Origin of the sequence: Rubritalea marina DSM 17716, assembly GCF_000378105.1 — a bacterium.
Classification (GTDB): domain Bacteria; phylum Verrucomicrobiota; class Verrucomicrobiia; order Verrucomicrobiales; family Akkermansiaceae; genus Rubritalea; species Rubritalea marina.
In genome coordinates this window covers 74,107-91,460 of record NZ_KB899258.1, presented here as the reverse complement: position 1 = coordinate 91,460, position 17,354 = coordinate 74,107, and the positions used below count along the sequence as shown (strand labels likewise).

Annotated in this window: 12 protein-coding genes; 1 reads left to right on the top strand and 11 read right to left on the bottom strand. The window is 53.3% G+C overall.

Annotation, left to right across the window (positions count from 1 at the left end; genetic code table 11):
• Positions 1-1,342: 1,342 nt before the first annotated feature.
• The 3 genes from F454_RS0110350 to F454_RS0110340 all read right to left on the bottom strand — a co-directional run bounded on the left by F454_RS0110350 (position 1,343) and on the right by F454_RS0110340 (position 8,128).
• Positions 1,343-5,533 (bottom strand): glycoside hydrolase family 9 protein, encoded by a 4,191-nt coding sequence (locus tag F454_RS0110350; RefSeq protein WP_018970589.1) that lies wholly within the window; start codon positions 5,531-5,533, stop codon positions 1,343-1,345.
• Between the two features lie 168 nt (positions 5,534-5,701).
• Positions 5,702-6,622 (bottom strand): PEP-CTERM sorting domain-containing protein, encoded by a 921-nt coding sequence (locus F454_RS0110345; protein ID WP_018970588.1) that lies wholly within the window; start codon positions 6,620-6,622, stop codon positions 5,702-5,704.
• A 399-nt stretch (positions 6,623-7,021) separates the two neighbouring features.
• Positions 7,022-8,128, bottom strand: a complete 1,107-nt coding sequence (locus F454_RS0110340; RefSeq protein ID WP_083912961.1) for a prepilin peptidase — start codon at positions 8,126-8,128, stop codon at positions 7,022-7,024.
• Between the two features lie 89 nt (positions 8,129-8,217).
• Between F454_RS0110340 and F454_RS0110335 the strand changes: the two genes are divergently transcribed.
• Complete coding sequence (locus tag F454_RS0110335) at positions 8,218-9,537, top strand: CCA tRNA nucleotidyltransferase (protein WP_018970586.1); 1,320 nt, start codon at positions 8,218-8,220, stop codon at positions 9,535-9,537.
• Positions 9,538-9,541: 4 nt separating this feature from the next.
• Here F454_RS0110335 and F454_RS16375 read toward each other — a convergent pair whose 3' ends face one another.
• The 8 genes from F454_RS16375 to F454_RS14900 form a co-directional block, all read right to left on the bottom strand.
• A complete protein-coding gene (locus F454_RS16375; RefSeq protein WP_156817243.1) occupies positions 9,542-9,697 on the bottom strand; it encodes a hypothetical protein in 156 nt (51 codons plus the stop codon).
• Positions 9,698-9,734: 37 nt separating this feature from the next.
• Positions 9,735-11,048 carry a mechanosensitive ion channel family protein gene (locus F454_RS0110325; protein ID WP_018970584.1) on the bottom strand — a complete coding sequence of 438 codons (1,314 nt, stop codon included), beginning with the start codon at positions 11,046-11,048 and terminating at the stop codon, positions 9,735-9,737.
• 57 nt (positions 11,049-11,105) lie between these two features.
• The gene (locus tag F454_RS0110320) at positions 11,106-13,667 is read right to left on the bottom strand and encodes an MFS transporter (RefSeq protein WP_018970583.1); all 2,562 of its coding nucleotides are present in this window, start codon (positions 13,665-13,667) and stop codon (positions 11,106-11,108) included.
• Between the two features lie 128 nt (positions 13,668-13,795).
• Complete coding sequence (gene fabF, locus F454_RS0110315) at positions 13,796-15,043, bottom strand: beta-ketoacyl-ACP synthase II (RefSeq protein WP_018970582.1); 1,248 nt, start codon at positions 15,041-15,043, stop codon at positions 13,796-13,798.
• Between the two features lie 52 nt (positions 15,044-15,095).
• Entirely contained in the window at positions 15,096-15,338 is a 243-nt protein-coding gene (locus F454_RS0110310) for a hypothetical protein (protein WP_018970581.1), read from the bottom strand.
• A complete protein-coding gene (locus tag F454_RS0110305; RefSeq protein ID WP_018970580.1) occupies positions 15,319-16,104 on the bottom strand; it encodes a hypothetical protein in 786 nt (261 codons plus the stop codon). Before F454_RS0110305 ends, F454_RS0110310 begins: the two co-directional genes overlap by 20 nt.
• Positions 16,105-16,120: 16 nt before the next feature.
• Positions 16,121-16,534, bottom strand: coding sequence for a biopolymer transporter ExbD (locus F454_RS0110300; protein ID WP_018970579.1), 414 nt, complete (start codon positions 16,532-16,534; stop codon positions 16,121-16,123).
• Entirely contained in the window at positions 16,531-17,220 is a 690-nt protein-coding gene (locus F454_RS14900) for a MotA/TolQ/ExbB proton channel family protein (protein ID WP_169334367.1), read from the bottom strand. Before F454_RS14900 ends, F454_RS0110300 begins: the two co-directional genes overlap by 4 nt.
• Positions 17,221-17,354 lie beyond the last annotated feature (134 nt).

Here is a 17,354-nt window from a genome sequence, read left to right as displayed (position 1 = left end):
CACCACCTAACTGATAGAAAGCTATTAAATCAACTAGGCGTTCGGGCCACCCGACCGTGCTGTTGGGTGCCGACCTAGGCGCCTCCGACGAGCAAGCACGGGCCCATTCTCGACGCCACTCGCCACCCCAGCACTCGCTAAAACAAAAGAAACTCAACAATCGCAGGAAAACCACTTGCCACACCTTCTCATGGAAGACGCTGCACCCAATCCCTTCACCGTCGAGACGCGAGCCATTTTCAATCTCCAAACATTAACCCAAAAACAAAGCACGCTGAGAGTTCAGTGATTGGTGTGCTTTACGTTCTGCTAAGAAATGAAACCGCTTGCTGAAGACTCCCCAGAAGGGCACCAGATTTCGACATTTGTGAATTACGCTTGCCTAGTCTTGGTCTTTGGAGCGCTCCTTGCGATCAAAATCTACATTCATTCTACGGGTGATTACTCGGCGCGTTGGCTAGTCATTCAATATTTACCATTCTTCCTTATTGGAGGAATCGTGTGGCTCATCGCTTGCGTGGTTTCGATTGCTTCCTGGGTGAGGAACGGTAACTCAAAAACGCATCTCATTGCGCGAGTGGCGGCTCTTTCGCTTCCGGTTTGCGCCGCGATTGTCGCTGTGACATGACACACCAAACAAAGCAGAACAAGACGTCGATCCTAAAATGTTACGGTTTTTCTTACCACACTCTCTCATGGTCATATCAATGTCATGCACTGTATCCACAGGATCTAAACCCACAGTATCTAGTCAGACTAAAATAAGGGAATGTCTGTATTGATGGGGGATGGCGCAGCTTCATCGAGTCTATAGAGCTTTGGGTTGCTTGAATGTCTAGGTACTGATGCATCGAAGCTTTTGCGGTTTGAATCATACCGAGCTATAAAAGTCTCAAGCATCTTTATTTTTGCTATCAGATCCCCCAAAAATGCTTTCATACAGACCTATGCAGATAATTCCTAAAGTGTCCTAGATCCGCAATCAAGATTACCTGTGGCGATTGCTGTAGCTTCTGGCGTGATGCCTTTAAACAATCAGGGTAATTCAGAACGCCAACAGTGATTTGAACCGTTCCTGTGAACTCATACTGTTCTGTAAAAATATGAAGATCTCACGCGGAGTGAAGTGGGGGTGCGTAGCTCTGGTAGTTGGCGTGTTGTCATTGACCGCGATCCTGTATCTCCTCGACACCTTCATGCCGTCAGCAGCTCGGCGAGCCTTACCTGAATCCGCAACTGACATTCAGGAGTATTACTCCGACTCTTGGAACGGCGATTTTGTTTGTCTCATCAAGGCGCAACTGCCAGAGGGTGATGCTAGGCCCAAAGGGCATTTGCTTGCCTACTCCACCTGGCGCGCGACGCTGCTGATGCGGATGTCGTCGGCTAGGCCATCGAAATTGCCGATGGTGAAGGTCCAATCGTTGAAGCGTTGATGATTGATTCCGCTAGGACCGGTGGCGAGGAGCAGGCCATCAACGTAGAGGTGGACCTCTCCGTCTTGGTGGAGGACAAGCTTGAGCTCCACCCATTGATTTAAGGGGATCGCTTGTTGCCAATCCGCGGCACTGAGAATCCGTTCTTGCCCTGAGCGTACGAAGGGAACGCCGGGGTCATTCCATTTTTGATCGTAGACTTCGAGGCTCGTGTCCCAGCTTTGGCTGAGGGAAAAGATCTGGGCATTGTTGCTGCCGTATGCGAGGTAATTCCTGAAGTAGAAGCGCCCTTCAAGCGTGATCTCCTGCCCAGTACTGGTTGCTAGCAAGTCGTCAGGAATGGAAACCTGAGCGAATTGCCCGAGGGCTGAGAACTCGATAGCCGCACCGCTGGGCTCTTGCATCCAGCTCAGCTCGTCGGAGCGAAACTGCGCACCACCGTGAAGCATGAGATCGTGGCCATGGCTGGATTGGTCTGCCCCGCCCCAGTCGAAGGAATAGAGGGCGACAGTACTGGCATCGGCGCTCAGTCCCTCGTTGCTGAGCTCGTCTTCTTCCTCCTCTTCTTCTGCGGATGGCTGACCTGCTCTGAGAACTGTGCTGATACGCAGTTCATCGATGTCTCCATCGAAATTGCCAATCGTCAGGGTCCAGTCATTGGTGCGCGAGGCATTCATGTTCACCTGGAGCGATTTGACCAAGTGATCATTGATGTAAACCTCGCAGTAGCCATGAGAATCGATCTGCATCGTCAAAGCCGACCAAGTGAATGATGTAAGCTGCCCGCCCCACTCGCTATCGAAGACGACGACCTCGTTGCCTACTTGGACTCGCGGCAGTTCGGGCGTCTCCCACTTGCGGTCGACGAGCTCTAAGCTAGTGTCCCAATTTTGTTTGAGCGAGAGCACGCCGAGATTCGAAACCCCATAGCCAAGGAAGTCGCGGGGGAAAAGCCGTGCCTCAATACACAAAATCCCGCCTTCGGAAGGCAGGATTTCAGAATCAGGCATAGTGATGGTGAGTTGGTCGCCCACCTCACGGAAGCGTGCCACTGAGCCGCCAGGGCGCTGCATCCACGCTAGATTGTCGGAGGCAAAATCGACTCTCCCTTGCGTTTGCAGATGGTAGGCATTGCCACTGGAATCGGAGCCATTGCCATCGAAGCCGTAATGCGCCACCGTGTGCTCGTCTGCCCTGAGCGTGGTGCCCAAGGCGGGAGGCTTGAGTGCTGGAAGCACTTCAATTTGGATTTCCTCTTCCGTGACAAAGCCGTCGGCACTGACGGATGCTCGCAACGTGTAGAGGCCAGGAGCGGCCAGGTAGACATCGGTATTCGCAGCGTGCGGGTCGCTAAAGCTGAGCGGACCGGGGCCACTCACAATGGACCATGTGATCTCAGATGGGCTTGATGATTCGATATCGGTCTCCAACCTGAGCCCAGATTGTGGTTGGTGGATTTGAAGGTTCTCACCCAACACGAGCACTGGCGGGGCCGGCGTCACCTCGAGTTCGATGGTAGCAAAGACACGGCGGCCATCTGGTAGGTAGGCTTCGGCCTCAATCCAAGCTAGCTCAGCTTGGGTGCGGTGGAACTCAAAGCTCTCTCCATAATGGATGTCTCCCTGGCTACTCTCCCAGACGATGGTGGCCTCGCTGAGGTCTAGTTCCGGGGCATTGAGAGTGGCGGTAGAAACCGAGCCATAGCGGCTGTCCGCGGCGATCCCATCGATGTAAGCCTCTGCGGCACGCCACTCTTGCTCCGCCAGAGAAGAACTCGCCATGAGCCAGCTACTGACGGCAAAAGAACGCGCAAGATCAGAGATCACGGGTTCGGTGGTTGTGTTGAAGGCATTGCCCCAACGGTCGTAGAGTGGGTAAGGGCTCTGGGCGTCGCTGTCCGACGGGAAGGAGGCTGCGCTAATCTCAGTGCCGTAGAGGCCGATCCAGCTGAAGCCCGACTGTAACGAGCCAACCGGCACGCCAGTCGGAGGCAAACTGCGGCGTTGGTTCATGTCGGCCTGGCTCACCACTTCAGTCTGCGGCGAGGTTCCAATCCCGGGCAGGAATGATTGGTTGAGCGGGTTCACCCCAAGCTCGTGGTAGAGGTTGCTCAGGACTGCCTCGAGCAAGTCAGGATTCGCATCGAGCTGGTAGGCGGCGGCGCAATCGAAGGCCAAGCTCGAGCCAAAATACCAACCGGCTGAGTTGAAGCGCTTCGATTCGATCGCGAGGCTGGTGCCGTAGGCTGAGTCGAGCGCCCGTTGAGCCTGATCGCGGCCACCTGCCACCACCTCCGATTCGCAAGTGGCGAGGTAGCTACCATCCAGCTCTGTGACTGTTCTGCGGCCACTGCGTTCCGCAAATGCGTATGTGCGCACGGCGGCTCCATAGCCACCAAAGAGGCGCCACCAAGTCCAACGTCGCACACTGCGGTCACTTGGATCAGGGAACCATTCTATGAGCTTTTCGTGATACTCGGCATCGCCAGTCGCAGCAAAGAGCGCCGCTGCCGCCCAGGCAAACTCATCATCGTGAAAGAACACCGTGCCATAATGCGTGAGTTGTTGGTAAGAGCCGTCGTAGCCATGCTCGGCTATCGCCTGCACCAAAAAGTCCCAACCAAGCTCCGCCTTCTGCAGGTAGTCGGCCGCCTCGTCTGGGAAATGATCCATGAATGCTGGCGAGGAACCCGCCTCTGCGAGAGCAGCGACCGCCGCCGCAGTGGCCAGAGTGTTCTTTGGCCAAACGATTTGTTGGTCGCCTTGCTCTGGCAGCACATTGTCTTCGTAACGTCGTTCTTTCGGATAAACTAAAAAATAGAAGCCTCCATCAGCATCCTGCATCTTCGCTAAGAAATCGGTCTCTTTCTTCAACTCCTGCAGCACATCCCCCACGCCATCGCCACTCTCAGGGATGCCTAGGTTATCGAGCTCTGCCACGCCGGGGAAGTTGTCCACGGCGAAGGTCAAGGCATGCACAAAGTCGGCACTATTCGTGGTGTACTTGCTGTAGTCACCGGCGTCGTAATGACCACCGCTAACATCCACTGTCCCTTGGCGGACGAATGGGTAGAGCGAATCGGCAAAACTCGCGAGCTGCGGTGCCGTGTGGCGCGGATTGTCCTTCGCATTCCCTGTCGATTGCTGCACTAGGAAATTGGCGGTGGCGTATTCTGGCTGCGCATTCGGCACTTCCGCAGGCTGGGTATGCCCGGCCCCGTATGTGTAGCGGGTGAAAGGATAGGACTTCGCCTCGCCACTACGTTGATGATACAGCCCGAGCGCTTGGGTGCGTGCGATCAAGGCTGGCACTCCGTGGCCGATCGAAAATGGCGCAGAGAGTCCGAGCCCCTCGACGAACAGTTGGTAATTCCCTGGCGTATCAAAGCCGGAAAAGTCGGCCTCCAACACCTCCTGGTAGGGCAGTTCAGCTAGGTTGAACCCATAGTCAGCCCGCGAGCTGAGAACGCCACTAAAAACAGAAGCTCCGTCGGACACACGACGAAGCTCAAAACCTTGTAAGACTGCTGTAGAGAGTTCCCCCAGACTACCCAAGTAATAGCCGAGTATCGCCTTCTTCGGCAGGCCCAAGGCGTACCCCGCTTGACTCACATGGATCACCGAGCTCAGACGCTCGGCGTCCGCCACCATCTGGAATTGGTAGCCGTCTGGAACCAATGATGGGTCTGAGGCCGTGACTTCGACAATTTGGTCCACGCCTACCGGACGTGCCAGCTGCAGGTACAGCGAAGCGCCCACGCGCAGATCCCATTGGTGTAGGTTCGCATAGAGGGTGCGGCTGCGGAAGCCAAGCTCGACGACAATCACTTCCGCTCCGTCGACCGTGACCGACCACTCACTAGGCTCAGGAAGCTGGGCATTGCCCTCAGCATCCACGAAATCCCATAGCGCAGTCCCCTGCCCAGCGCTGCGGCTCGTGACCAACTTCAATTCGAGTAGGTCTGGCTTGATCAGCTGGAGCTCATGGTGGCCCAGTGCTTGCGTATCGAGCTGGCTCAGTACCGTGTGGGGCATGAGCAATGAGCTCAAGAGGAGGAGGGTGCGCCTGAAAGAAACTTCCAGTCGTATGTTGTGCATAGACCTCCGTGATACGAGATCAGCTCGATCATTTCAACCCAACAGTCATGACGGACCTGCAAAGCAAGAATAGCCTCAGAAATTCGACCTACTTTAGATAAACAAACGATTTAGTACACTGGATGAACGTTCATCATCCATACCATATGAGAGCCCCATATGGAAAGGCTAGCGTTTACGGCGTTGTAGCAGACCAAACAGGCCGAGCGCCAACATAGAACTAGTCGCCGGCTCAGGCACACTCACCACTGGACCGCCACTGGCGAAGGTCAATTCTGAGATAGCACCAACATTTTCGTACAACTCACCAAATAGAGAATTGCCGTCCAAACCACCTATGTCTTTGTTGAAGGTGTTGTTCTGGGTGGAGGTCCCTACCACATAACGCAGCTCAGTCTCTTTGTAGACGGTATCACCTTGCGTGGCACTATTCGTTTCTAGGACAGTCGCCAATGCTTGGAAGTTGAATTGAAACGATAAGTAATAGTCGGTGTTTCCTCCATTATCTAAATCAAGAGATTCTCCCGCTCCTGCCGTATCTGCATCTGTAACAGCTCGCCAACTCACATTGCCCCCCGAGGCGGGCAAGTACGTGATCGTTTCCACTAGGACGTAGTTCGTATCCAACTTACTGGAATCAACACTATTGTTGGCGTTTGGTTTTTTCGTAGACCCGTAATCCGGATTGGCGATGAAAATCTCCGCACTATTGCCCGAGGTATTCACCCCGACGTAGGCATCGATCACGAAATCCTTGTCCGCATCGATACCGATGTAGAGATTCGAGGTGAAATCCGTGCCGCCATTTTTAGTCTCTGCATGGCGGGTTCTGAATGAAATGACGTCATTGCTATCGTCATTATCACCTTGGTCGTTGAAATCGGTAAACAAGACTCCCAAGGTGCTACTTCCCACAAGTTCCTCGGCATCTTGACCATTTGAATCTGCAGTAGGGTCAGCTATCCCGTTATTCGCATAGTCAACCCTCGACCATGAGGTGCTCACCTCATCCAGGCCGGTGATCGCTGCCTGCATTGAGCAGGGGATCCATGCGCTTAGTGCGCCTGTGATAATCATTGCGTATTTCATGAGGGGAAAATCATGTTTCTTTATATATCAATAACCACAACAAGTCAACTTCACCCACAATAAATAACATTCAATACAATGATGAAAATTCGATCAACATAAGTTAATCAAAGGCTTCAAATAAATCGATAGATCGTATATTTTTTCGAAAAAATAGAGAACACATCACGCTGAGATGCATGACAAATATTTATATATATTAGTTTAATTCAGAACTAACATCTATTTAGATGCCCATTTTCCGATCCGATGAATTTCTAGATGGTAAAGCTGCACCTGAATTCAGGTTAGCGAGTATTCACTCGACGCAAGCAAATAAGTTGAGTCTCATGAGCAAGCACAATATGACACTCACAAGGCACTGACAATACGGCCATTTGACCGTACTCACCCCACACATCACACCCCGACAAAGTCGAGGTAGGCATTCCAAATCTGTTCTCCCCAGAAGATCCAGGCGATGGCACCGAGGATGATGCTAGGCCCAAAGGGCATTTGCTTGCCCAGACCTAGACGGGCGACGAGTGCCCATAGGATACTGAAAATGCATGCTGAAAAGACGATGAAGAGTAAAGAGCTCGCTCCGAGGCAGGCACCGAGCATCCCCATCAGATCGACATCCCCCATCCCCATCGCCTCACGCGGGATCGTGGCGCCTCGCGCGCGCCCTTCCAGCGACTTGAGTTTCTCGATCGGGAAGACCTCGCCATCGACGAACACCTCATCATCTTGGATCATGACCTCCTTGGCCTCGCGTTGCTCACCGTCAATGGTGACTGTCGAGGCACCAGTGAGGATCAATTTGTCATTCTTGCGGTAGAACATTTCCGACCAGCCGAGTACCTCACCGTGCATCACAAAGCACAGCTCATCTTCCTCATTCTCAGGCTCTTTAAGGTGCCAGTCCACCTCAGAATCGAAGTCCACCTTGTACTTCCCGAAGGCCATCTTACCCAAAAGCACCACCAGCCAAAGCCCAGCAAAACCAATAGCAAAGCCCAGAACGGACTTGAGCAAGGCCATCGTCCATTCCACTTCCCCAAAGAACGCTGGGTGCACGACCGCCATCAACAAGCCAGCAATCGTACCAAAAATCGTCACCTGCCGCGGGATCACCATGAGCTCGGCATCCACCGCCCAAATCACCACAAAGAGCGCGCTCAGAATCATGTAGAACACCGACTCGAACGGATTCGGAAAGGCATACCAACACCCCAGCCACAGCAAAGCGGTGAGGATCTCCACAATCACATAGCGCGCCGCGATCGGCGCATGGCACTCAGCACATTGACCTCGTTGAACAATCCAGGTGATCACCGGGATGTTACGCCACATCGGGATTCCTTTCTTGCAGATCGGGCAAAAGCTACGTTTGGGCTCATTCACCGACATGCCGCGCGGTAATCGGTAGATCGCCACATTCAAAAATGAACCAATGCAGGCTCCCAACAATACGGCGGCTAAACCAAACAGGGGGTGGCTCCATGGCGGTAATAAAAGTGGCATAGAGACATTCAATCTCGACAAAGCGGCGGTGCAACTACCAAATCAAAGAAATCACTGCACCGCAGCATTCCTATTCCAAAGCCAGCACCATGCAACACCTGCTAGAACATGCCACCGAAATAGCCAAGACCATCCAGTCTGCCGGCCACACCTGCTATTTCACCGGCGGCTGTGTGCGCGACGCATTGCTCGGCAAATCGCCGAAGGACTACGACATCGCGAGCTCGGCGACCCCGCAGCAGTTGCTCAAACTCTTCCCCAAGGCCGACAGCATTGGCGCCCACTTTGGAGTCATTTTGGTGAAGTACAAAGGAGAAGGCTACGAGGTGGCCACCTTCCGCAAGGATGGGGATTACGGCGATCACCGCCGCCCAGACTCCGTGTGCTTCAGCAGCCCAGAGGAGGATGCAGCACGACGGGACTTTACCATCAACGGGCTTTTTCAAGACCCACACACCGGAGAGGTCATCGACTATGTCGACGGCTTGGCCGACCTCAAGGCGGGACTCATCCGCGCCATCGGCGACCCAGTGGAGCGCTTCAATGAAGACGCCCTGCGCTTGATCCGTGCGATACGCTTCGCCACCCAGCTCGGCTTTCAAATCGAAGAATCCACTTGGAACGCAATCGGTAGCCACGCCGATCTTCTTGAGCAAATTGCCGTCGAGCGGATCCAGCAGGAATTTAGCAAGATCATCACCTCACCCAACCGCGCTACCGGGCTGAGGCTCTTGGTCGACTCCGGCTTGATCCGCTGGATTGTCCCCGAGGTGCTCGAACTCATCGGCTGTGAGCAACCACCGCAATTCCACCCAGAGGGCGACGTCTACACCCACACTAGCATCATGCTCGACATGCTTGAGGACGATGCCTCGCTGGAGCTCTGCCTGGCTGTCCTACTGCACGATATCGGCAAGCCTAGCACCTACACCTACCACCCAGAAGAAGACCGTATCCGCTTCAGCGGGCATGACAGAGTTGGTGCTGACATGGCAGCCGAAATTCTTGGTCGTCTCAAGTACCCGAACAAGGTCATTGAGGCAAGCTGCGCCATGGTCCTCAACCACATGAACTTCATGAACGTTCGCTTCATGAAAGTGGCCAAGCTAAAAAAGTTCATGGCGCGTCCTACCTATGAACAAGAGATGGAGCTGCACCGAGTCGACTGCGCGAGCAGCAATGGCATTACTGAAAATTACGATTACCTCCGCCAAAAGGAAGAAGAGTTCTCCAGTGAACCCCTCATCCCAGATCCGCTGATCTCAGGCAAAGAACTGATCCAACGAGGGCTGCAACCTGGACCACAATTCCGCGACATCCTCAATGCACTGCAAGTCGAACAACTTGAGGGAAGAGTCGTGACTCCAGAACAAGCAGATGCTTGGCTGGAGCTCTATCTAAAACGCTAACAAACTACATCCCAGCAACGCCACCAAATCCGGTAGCGTGAGCGGTACCTCGCACCACATTCCCAGGAAGTGCCAGTGTCTTCTTCACCACTGGCGCATTGCATGAGCTCAAGCCCGCTAGAAGCGCGCCGAGGCAAAGGAATTTTATTTTTCTCTGCATGGTCATCAGACTATGTGGATTGCTTGGACTGTCAAACCTAACCTAGGGTGGCCAGTGGTCCTCCCAAGCCCTTAATGTCGTCACCGCTTGGTGCTTGGTAGACCTTGAGGCCAAACTCAGGAATCACGGCCATCAAATGGTCAAAAATGTCACTCTGAATCCCTTCAAAATTCACCCAGGCATTGTCAGTAGAGAAGGCATAGATCTCAATCGGAAGCCCCTTATCGCTCGGCGTGAGATGACGCACCAAGATCGTTTGATCCTGCGCAATCTTAGGGTGACTTTTTAAGTACGCCACAACGTATGCGCGGAATGTGCCGACATTGGTGAGCGCGCGAGCATTCACCAATTCCTCTGGCCCGACTTGGCGCTCTCCATTCCAAGCGGCAATTTCCTTCTTTTTCTGCCCCAGATACTCCGTAAGTAAATGAATGGTTTCCATCTTCTCGATTTCGCTCTCACTGAGCGGGTGCACAGTCTGCATATCCAGATTGATCGAGCGCTTGATACGCCGCACCCCACTGTCACTCATCCCTCGCCAATTTTTGAAACTGTCAGAAATCAATGCGTAGGTTGGAACTGTCGTGATCGTCTTGTCCCAGTTGCAGACTTTCACTGTCGTCAGAGCCACCTCAGTGACCTCCCCATCAGCACCAAACTTTGGCATCTCGATCCAGTCACCCACTGATACCATCTGATTGGCCGAAAGCTGGACGCCGGCCACGAGACCCAAGATCGCATCCTTGAAAACCAACATCAAAATCGCAGTCGCCGCACCCAAGCCGGACAGAATAAACACCGGAGATTTCCCAATCACACTGGAAACCATCAAGATAATCCCCAGAATCGAGAACACGACCTTGAAGACCTGGATGAAGCTCTTCACCGGGATCTTACGCGAAATCTCATAACGCCCATAGATGCGCTCCACAATGTTGAGGCAGGACATCACTGCTAGAAGAACCAAACTGATCGCCGAAATCTGCGACACGACCATCAAGATCTCGCCAGAACCAGCCAGATACTTCAACGACTCTGCATCACCATCCACCGACATCTCGGCCATCGCCTGAGCCCCAGACCAAATGATAAACACCGGAACCAGCAATGAAATCCAGCGTAACAGGCGACTCTTCATCACCTCGTCATCCCAGTCGTTCTTGGTCATCTTGACAAAGCGCGCCGTCACACCATAGAGCACCGAGCGCACCACGTAATAGGACACTACTGAAATCAGCAGCACGATGACCAACATGATGATATTCACGATCAAATGCTCCTGCGCCCCCGCAGAATCTTGACCTGAATACAACATTTCAAACAACCAGTTGTGGAGATCGCGTGCAAACATACCACTGCCTAACAACCTACTCCACCGAACACAAGGAAGAATCTACCACAGAATCGACTACCAATGCGGATAGATAAAGCCATCTTCATCCATCTCACTATCCACATTGATCGATGAGCCTGGGAGATGAGCGTAGCTTGGGCCTTGGAGTTCGATGACATTCTCAGAAACCACATGATAGCGATAGCCTAGCAGAATCCTGCCGCATGTCCCCTCTCTCCAGCCAAGGTGCTGCTCGTTGCCATTCTTTTCGATCACATGATTGCGTGCGGCAATGGAGATCACGCGATCTGCCACGACTCCTACGGCGTAACGTGGCAGTTCAGCTTCAGCATCCTGCTCCCCCTTCAGGTCAAAGAACACGAGGTCTTGGGCTCCCGCTTTCAATAATTTACGGTAAAGCGCCCCATCACCAATCGCTGCGTGCACGGTGTGTTGATCGAGCCACGATTCAATGCGGCTGAGCGAGGTGTATTCGTTCACCATAAGCACCTGCACCCCATGCACCGCCTGCAATGCCACTGCAAAGACCGGAGTGACCCCATAAGAGGCATCGACGATAAGCACAGCACCACGCGGGATCTCAGAGTTCTCTCGTACTTGTATCGCATTGGCAATCAGCGAACGTTGTTCGATCTCGCTCATTCCGCGTGAATGCAGCAACATCGCATCAAAAGCTTCACGATCCCCGCCCATGACTTTCAGGGGCTTGCGCAGCAGCTTAACGCCACGCACATGTTTCTCATTCATCTCGAGCGCATGACTCGATTGTTCATACAAGGCATGATGCACCGCTAGCGTTGAAATCGCTTCACCATCAATCGGCTGCCCCCACGAGACACTCATTCCATAAGGGATCGCATAAGGCACCTTTTTTACCAACTTACCCCGCTCATAGGAGAAAATAGACCCCCACAGTCCCCCAATATAGACTGGAAGCACCGGACAATTCGCCTGCCGAGCCACGAGTTCAAAACCGCGCTTCAGTGGATTCAACCCTCCAGTCCGCGTCAGCTGGCCTTCTGGAAAAATGCACACCACATCGCCTTGTTCTAATGCTTGAGCAGCGACCTCAATCGCCTCCTTTGCACGCTTCGAAGAAATCGGCACCGTGTCGAACAAACGAGCAAAAACGCTAATTGGGCTGCGCTTTTGGAAGAAGCTTTCATGCATCAAAAAGCGCACTGGTCGCGCACTCGCTGCGCTGATGGCAAAGGCGTCCACATAGCTCACATGATTTGGCAGCACCAGAACACCTCCTTTGCTTGGCATATTCTCGATGCCAAGCACCCGCTGACGGTAGAACATCCGAAAGAGCCCAAGCACCGTGAACCTGACAAATTGTTTAGGCAGGAGCTTGCCTGAAAAAATCACGACCAAGGAGGCCAGCAAGCCAGTGATCACAAATTGCGACGACATGCTTAGCCCCATCGCGCTCATCCCAAATTGGAACGCCACAGCAAGCGCCCCAGCAAGACAATCTAATAGGTTCAAGCCCGCCAAAATCTGACCGCGGCGCTCCGGCGCACAGGCGTCTTGCACATAGGCATTGAGTGGCACCAAAAAGATCGCCGCACCAGCACCAGACAACATCATCCATAGCTTGATCGCCAACGAATCCAGCGGACTACAGGCCATCATAAAACAACCAATCACTGTGAGCATCCCCCCGAGCGGCACCAAGCCCAATTCAATATTGCGCTTGCACCCGAGTGAACCCAAATAGCCCCCCAGCACCACGCCCCCGCTGGCTGCCGTCAGAAACCAAGCCATCTCAGAGCCAAAGCCGGCGCGACCGCCCGTGAGTTGCTCAGCCAGCTGCACTGCAGATAAATTAATACTCCCACCAAGAAACCAAAAGAATGCCACACCGAGCCCAGCCCATCGAAGCTTTTGCTCGCCCAAAAGCTCACGCAACTGCCCAACATGCTCAAACAAAATTCCCTTGTGGAATTCACGCTCACCCGGAGACCGGTAGACCTTCATTCTCAAAGAAAGCAACACCGCCGGGATTGCCAGCATTGTCAAAATCACCATTGGCCATAGCGCGGCATTCCATCCGTCTCCAGATCCCTTTAGGCGGCTATCAAACCAAAAACCACTCACAATTTGGCCAACGCAGATCGCCAACACAGACGCCATTTCCAAAATCCCACTTGCAAAGCCAAGACGCTCACTCCCCACCATTTCCTTCACCAATCCCTTCTTCGCAGGACTCAAAACCGTCGACTGCACTGACAGAATAAAGAACGCAAGAATCCCCAACTCAAAGTTCTTCAAGGCCAGCGACACCGTCACCAAAACCAACACAAAAAGCTGTAGAATCATGCTCGCACGCAAGACGTACGTTTTGCTAAAACGATCCGATATCCAGCCCGCTACTGGTGATAGAAAAATAAAGGGGGCGACAATCAGCGCGCCCAAAACATACTTCACACTGCCGCCATCCCCCGTGCCAGCCTGCACCGCAAGCCAGCCAGCCAGTGGGATCAAAAAAAACTGGGCGGCCTTGTCATTGAAGGCGTTTTGCGCCGCAAGCATGACCATCAACCAAAATGATTGCTTGTCACCTTGACTCGCTACGTGATGCGCGTCCTCCTCTGCTTGTGTCCTCTCCATTATTACTAACGCATCCTAACAATTAATAAATGCATCACAACTAGTAGACACACATCGTCGATCCACCAACAAAAAAAAGCCCCCATCTACGTCACAGTAGCTGGGGGCTTTAAAATGAATCTGGTCGCTTAGGAAAACCTCTTCACCAAGAGGCTTGCATTGTGACCACCAAAGCCAAAGGAATTTGAAAGAGCAACGTCCACCTTCAGTTCGCGAGCGGTATTTGCACAATAATCGAGATCACATTGTGGGTCCTGATCTTGGAGGTTGATTGTTGGAGCCACCACATCATCCTGGATCGCCATCAAACAAGCTGCAATTTCAATACCGCCTGCAGCACCAAGAAGGTGCCCAGTCATCGACTTGGTCGAGCTGATCACCAGCTTGTCCTTGGCGTGATCACCAAAGGCCATCTTCAGTGCCGTTGTCTCTGAAATGTCTCCGAGTGGGGTAGAGGTGCCGTGAGCATTCACGTAGTCCACTTCATTCGGGTTGATTCCACCATGCTTCAGCGCCATGTGAATCGCGCGAGACGGACCAGAACCATCAGGTGATGGAGCGGAGAGGTGGTAGGCGTCAGCACTGACACCATAGCCGACGAGCTCGGCATAAATTTTCGCACCACGTGCCTTGGCGTGTTCGAGTTCCTCGATGATTACCACACCAGCACCTTCGCCCATCACAAAGCCATCGCGGCCAGTATCGAACGGACGTGACGCACCTTGTGGGTCGTCATTGCGAGTAGAAAGCGCCTTCATGTTGGCAAAACCACCAAGCCCCATAGGAAGCATTGTCGCTTCTGCACCACCTGCAATAAAGGCATCAGCATCGCCAAACTTGATCATACGCCACGCTTCACCAATGTTGTGGTTGGAAGTCGCGCAGGCAGTACAGATCACCATGTTCGGGCCACCAAATCCATATTCCATGGAAATCATGCCAGAAGCAATATTGGAGATCATCATCGGAATCACGAAAGGTGAAACTCGGGCTGGCCCGCGATTGAGCAATTTTTCGTGCTCACGTTCCAGCGTTCCTAGTCCACCGATACCGGATCCCACCATGACACCCACGCGAGTCTTGTCCACAGCATCTGGATCCATCCCGGAGTCTTCCACCGCCATCTTGGAAGCAGCCATGGCGAGCTGAGTGTATCGATCGGCGCGGCGAGCGTCTTTAGGGTCTTTAAAAAATGGCTTAGCGTCGAAATCTTTGACTTCGCCACCGATCTTGACTGGATAGTCTGCGGTGTCGAGCTGAGTGATATAATCGATACCACTCTTACCGGCCTTGAGGCCTTCCCATGTTGATTGGAGGTCGTTACCCAATGGGCTCACGGTTCCAATACCAGTAATCACTACTCTGCGTTCGTTCATAAATCTTTTGATTTGTGGGGTATTATCTATGCAATATGCTGAAGTGCAAGTCTCATCCTAGAGACTTATCTCTGCCACGTCGGTTGTCTCGGCCACAAGCTGGACAGGGTAAAATTTTGAGCCCTTCAGGGTTTTGGTATAAATTGCCACAGACATCACACTGCATGACCACGCGCTTGGCGCGGCGCTTGGCCGCACGGCTGCTGATGACTCTTCCACAGTGGAAGACCCCCAAAAGAAGCAAGGTGATGCTGAGCACCGAGATGACGAGGTCGTTAAAGCTTATTTGCCACATGGTAGATCACATTGATTTTCACCGAGACGTCACCAAGCACCGGCTCATCAGACTTACTGGGCTGAAATTGCTGGCGCATGAGCCACGCCCCCACGGCATGCACGAATGGCTCAGACGACCACTCGATCGGTAGACATTGTTGCACCGTGCCGTCACCGGCTACCACCATCGCGTAGTGGATCTCAGCCCCATATTGAGCCACAGGGATAGTCGTCAGCACTTGACTCAAGCTCTCAGGCAATCGCTTCGCTAAACCACCAGTCGATGCGAGATCGACGGATAGCTCGATGATTTGATTCTCAGTAGACGGGCGCGTTGGCTCGGGCAATGGCCCAAGATCCGTCTGAGCGGACTCGACGAGTCGCATCTCGGTCATTTCCTGAGCACGCTCAGGCATCTCTAGCCAATTTTCTTGAGGCGCACGAAAGGAACGCAAGGTCGTCTCCAAATGCCCTGCGACCCGCCCATCGATTTCCTCTTGCTCCGCAGGATCCCACCGTGCAGGAAATGGGCTCTGTTGGTCGACCCAAAGCACCAAGCCAGACGACATTTCATCAACCATCAATATTTTGGCAAAACTTCTCTTCTTTGCGGGCACCTGCTGGAAGTCCACATCCAGTCCCCAGAACAAAGCCCCCATCATCGCGATCGAAATCAACATCGAGATGATCAAACCACCAGAATTCCCGCTATTCCCGCCACGCCAACGGAACACCAGACCTGCCTCGAGGTCGCGCTTGATCCGCTTCTGTCGGGAAAACACCATGATGGTTCACTAATAGTTATTGGGCGAGCTTGGCCCCCCACAAGCATCTGTAGCCTTCACGCAGCAATTCGAAGCTCAGCTCCATACCGAGACTCTGCGCTGACTTATCCACCTTCAATAGCACTGCCGGACGGCCGCCTTCATTCCAATCGCCAGCACGCTCCGCCACCACCGACATCAATGCCTCGCGCTCGACGCGTTGCTTGCCGACCCAATACTCAGGCTCTGATCCACCAGACACGCTAAGCACAATCGGGTTCGCCACGCGCTGCAGTCTAAACTCAGTCTCCGGTAGTTCCACCTCCACCCCCGCTTGCGGCGCCAATGCCGCAGTTAGCACGGGAAATAACATCACCAGGGCCAGCAGGTCTAATATCGGCAGAGCGTGCAAAAAGCTCGGACGCTCCGGCAATGTCATCTCAAGCTTCATGAATTAGAGCTCGCCTTGGAATCCTTATTTGGAGCAACTGCGGTCGTGTCCTTGATGTGGACAATCGGTCCGGCGGTCTCACGCGCATCACAGATCACATTCACCATCTCAATACCGGCACGTTCGATGCGGTGCACCATGCGCTTCACCCGGCTCACATAATACATGTAAAACAAATAGGCAGGCACTGCCACCATCAAACCAACAGCAGTAGTTACCAAAGATTCGTGCACCCCATCATTGATCAACTTTGTCGAGGTGAAGCCCACATTCTGCTGAATCCCTTCAAAGGTTTGGATCAAGCCAAGCATGGTACCCAACATACCCACAAGCGGGGCGACTAAAGCCACCGTGTATAGCACGCGAAGGTTCTTTTCAATGCGCGGCACTTCGAGCTGGCCAGCCTCGCGCGCGATGTCGCGCAGGTCAGTCCGTGGCAGATGGTGGCGCATCAAGGTCGCATGCGCCACGCGAGCGACTGGCCCCGGAGCGCGCGCAGCCTCGTATAGAGCCTCGCTGTAGGCTTTCTTTCGCACATGATTGGCCAAACCTAAAATTAAATTACCAACGTGGACTCGGTTGCGCTGGAAAAATAGACCGCGCTCAATCACCACCACGCAGGCGGCAAATGTCAGTGCCAATAGCACCCAAATCAATGGCCCACCTTGTTTGATTAACTCCCACATCTTCCGCACAAGATACTCAATCCCTAGCATACTGCAAAGCTAGATTCTCAAGAAATTCAACAAAGCTGCACGCCCTCGCCCAAGATCAGAAAAATACGCCTCTCAAAGCAAATCATCGCATCGCCGGCGCACTC

Coding starts and splice junctions, on each gene's coding strand:
- F454_RS0110350 (WP_018970589.1), bottom strand. CDS start 5,533: ATGCACAACATACGACTGGAAGTTTCTTTCAGGCGCACCCTCCTCCTC.
- F454_RS0110345 (WP_018970588.1), bottom strand. CDS start 6,622: ATGAAATACGCAATGATTATCACAGGCGCACTAAGCGCATGGATCCCC.
- F454_RS0110340 (WP_083912961.1), bottom strand. CDS start 8,128: ATGCCACTTTTATTACCGCCATGGAGCCACCCCCTGTTTGGTTTAGCC.
- F454_RS0110335 (WP_018970586.1), top strand. CDS start 8,218: ATGCAACACCTGCTAGAACATGCCACCGAAATAGCCAAGACCATCCAG.
- F454_RS16375 (WP_156817243.1), bottom strand. CDS start 9,697: ATGCAGAGAAAAATAAAATTCCTTTGCCTCGGCGCGCTTCTAGCGGGC.
- F454_RS0110325 (WP_018970584.1), bottom strand. CDS start 11,048: ATGTTTGCACGCGATCTCCACAACTGGTTGTTTGAAATGTTGTATTCA.
- F454_RS0110320 (WP_018970583.1), bottom strand. CDS start 13,667: ATGGAGAGGACACAAGCAGAGGAGGACGCGCATCACGTAGCGAGTCAA.
- fabF (WP_018970582.1), bottom strand. CDS start 15,043: ATGAACGAACGCAGAGTAGTGATTACTGGTATTGGAACCGTGAGCCCA.
- F454_RS0110310 (WP_018970581.1), bottom strand. CDS start 15,338: ATGTGGCAAATAAGCTTTAACGACCTCGTCATCTCGGTGCTCAGCATC.
- F454_RS0110305 (WP_018970580.1), bottom strand. CDS start 16,104: ATGGTGTTTTCCCGACAGAAGCGGATCAAGCGCGACCTCGAGGCAGGT.
- F454_RS0110300 (WP_018970579.1), bottom strand. CDS start 16,534: ATGAAGCTTGAGATGACATTGCCGGAGCGTCCGAGCTTTTTGCACGCT.
- F454_RS14900 (WP_169334367.1), bottom strand. CDS start 17,220: ATGTGGGAGTTAATCAAACAAGGTGGGCCATTGATTTGGGTGCTATTG.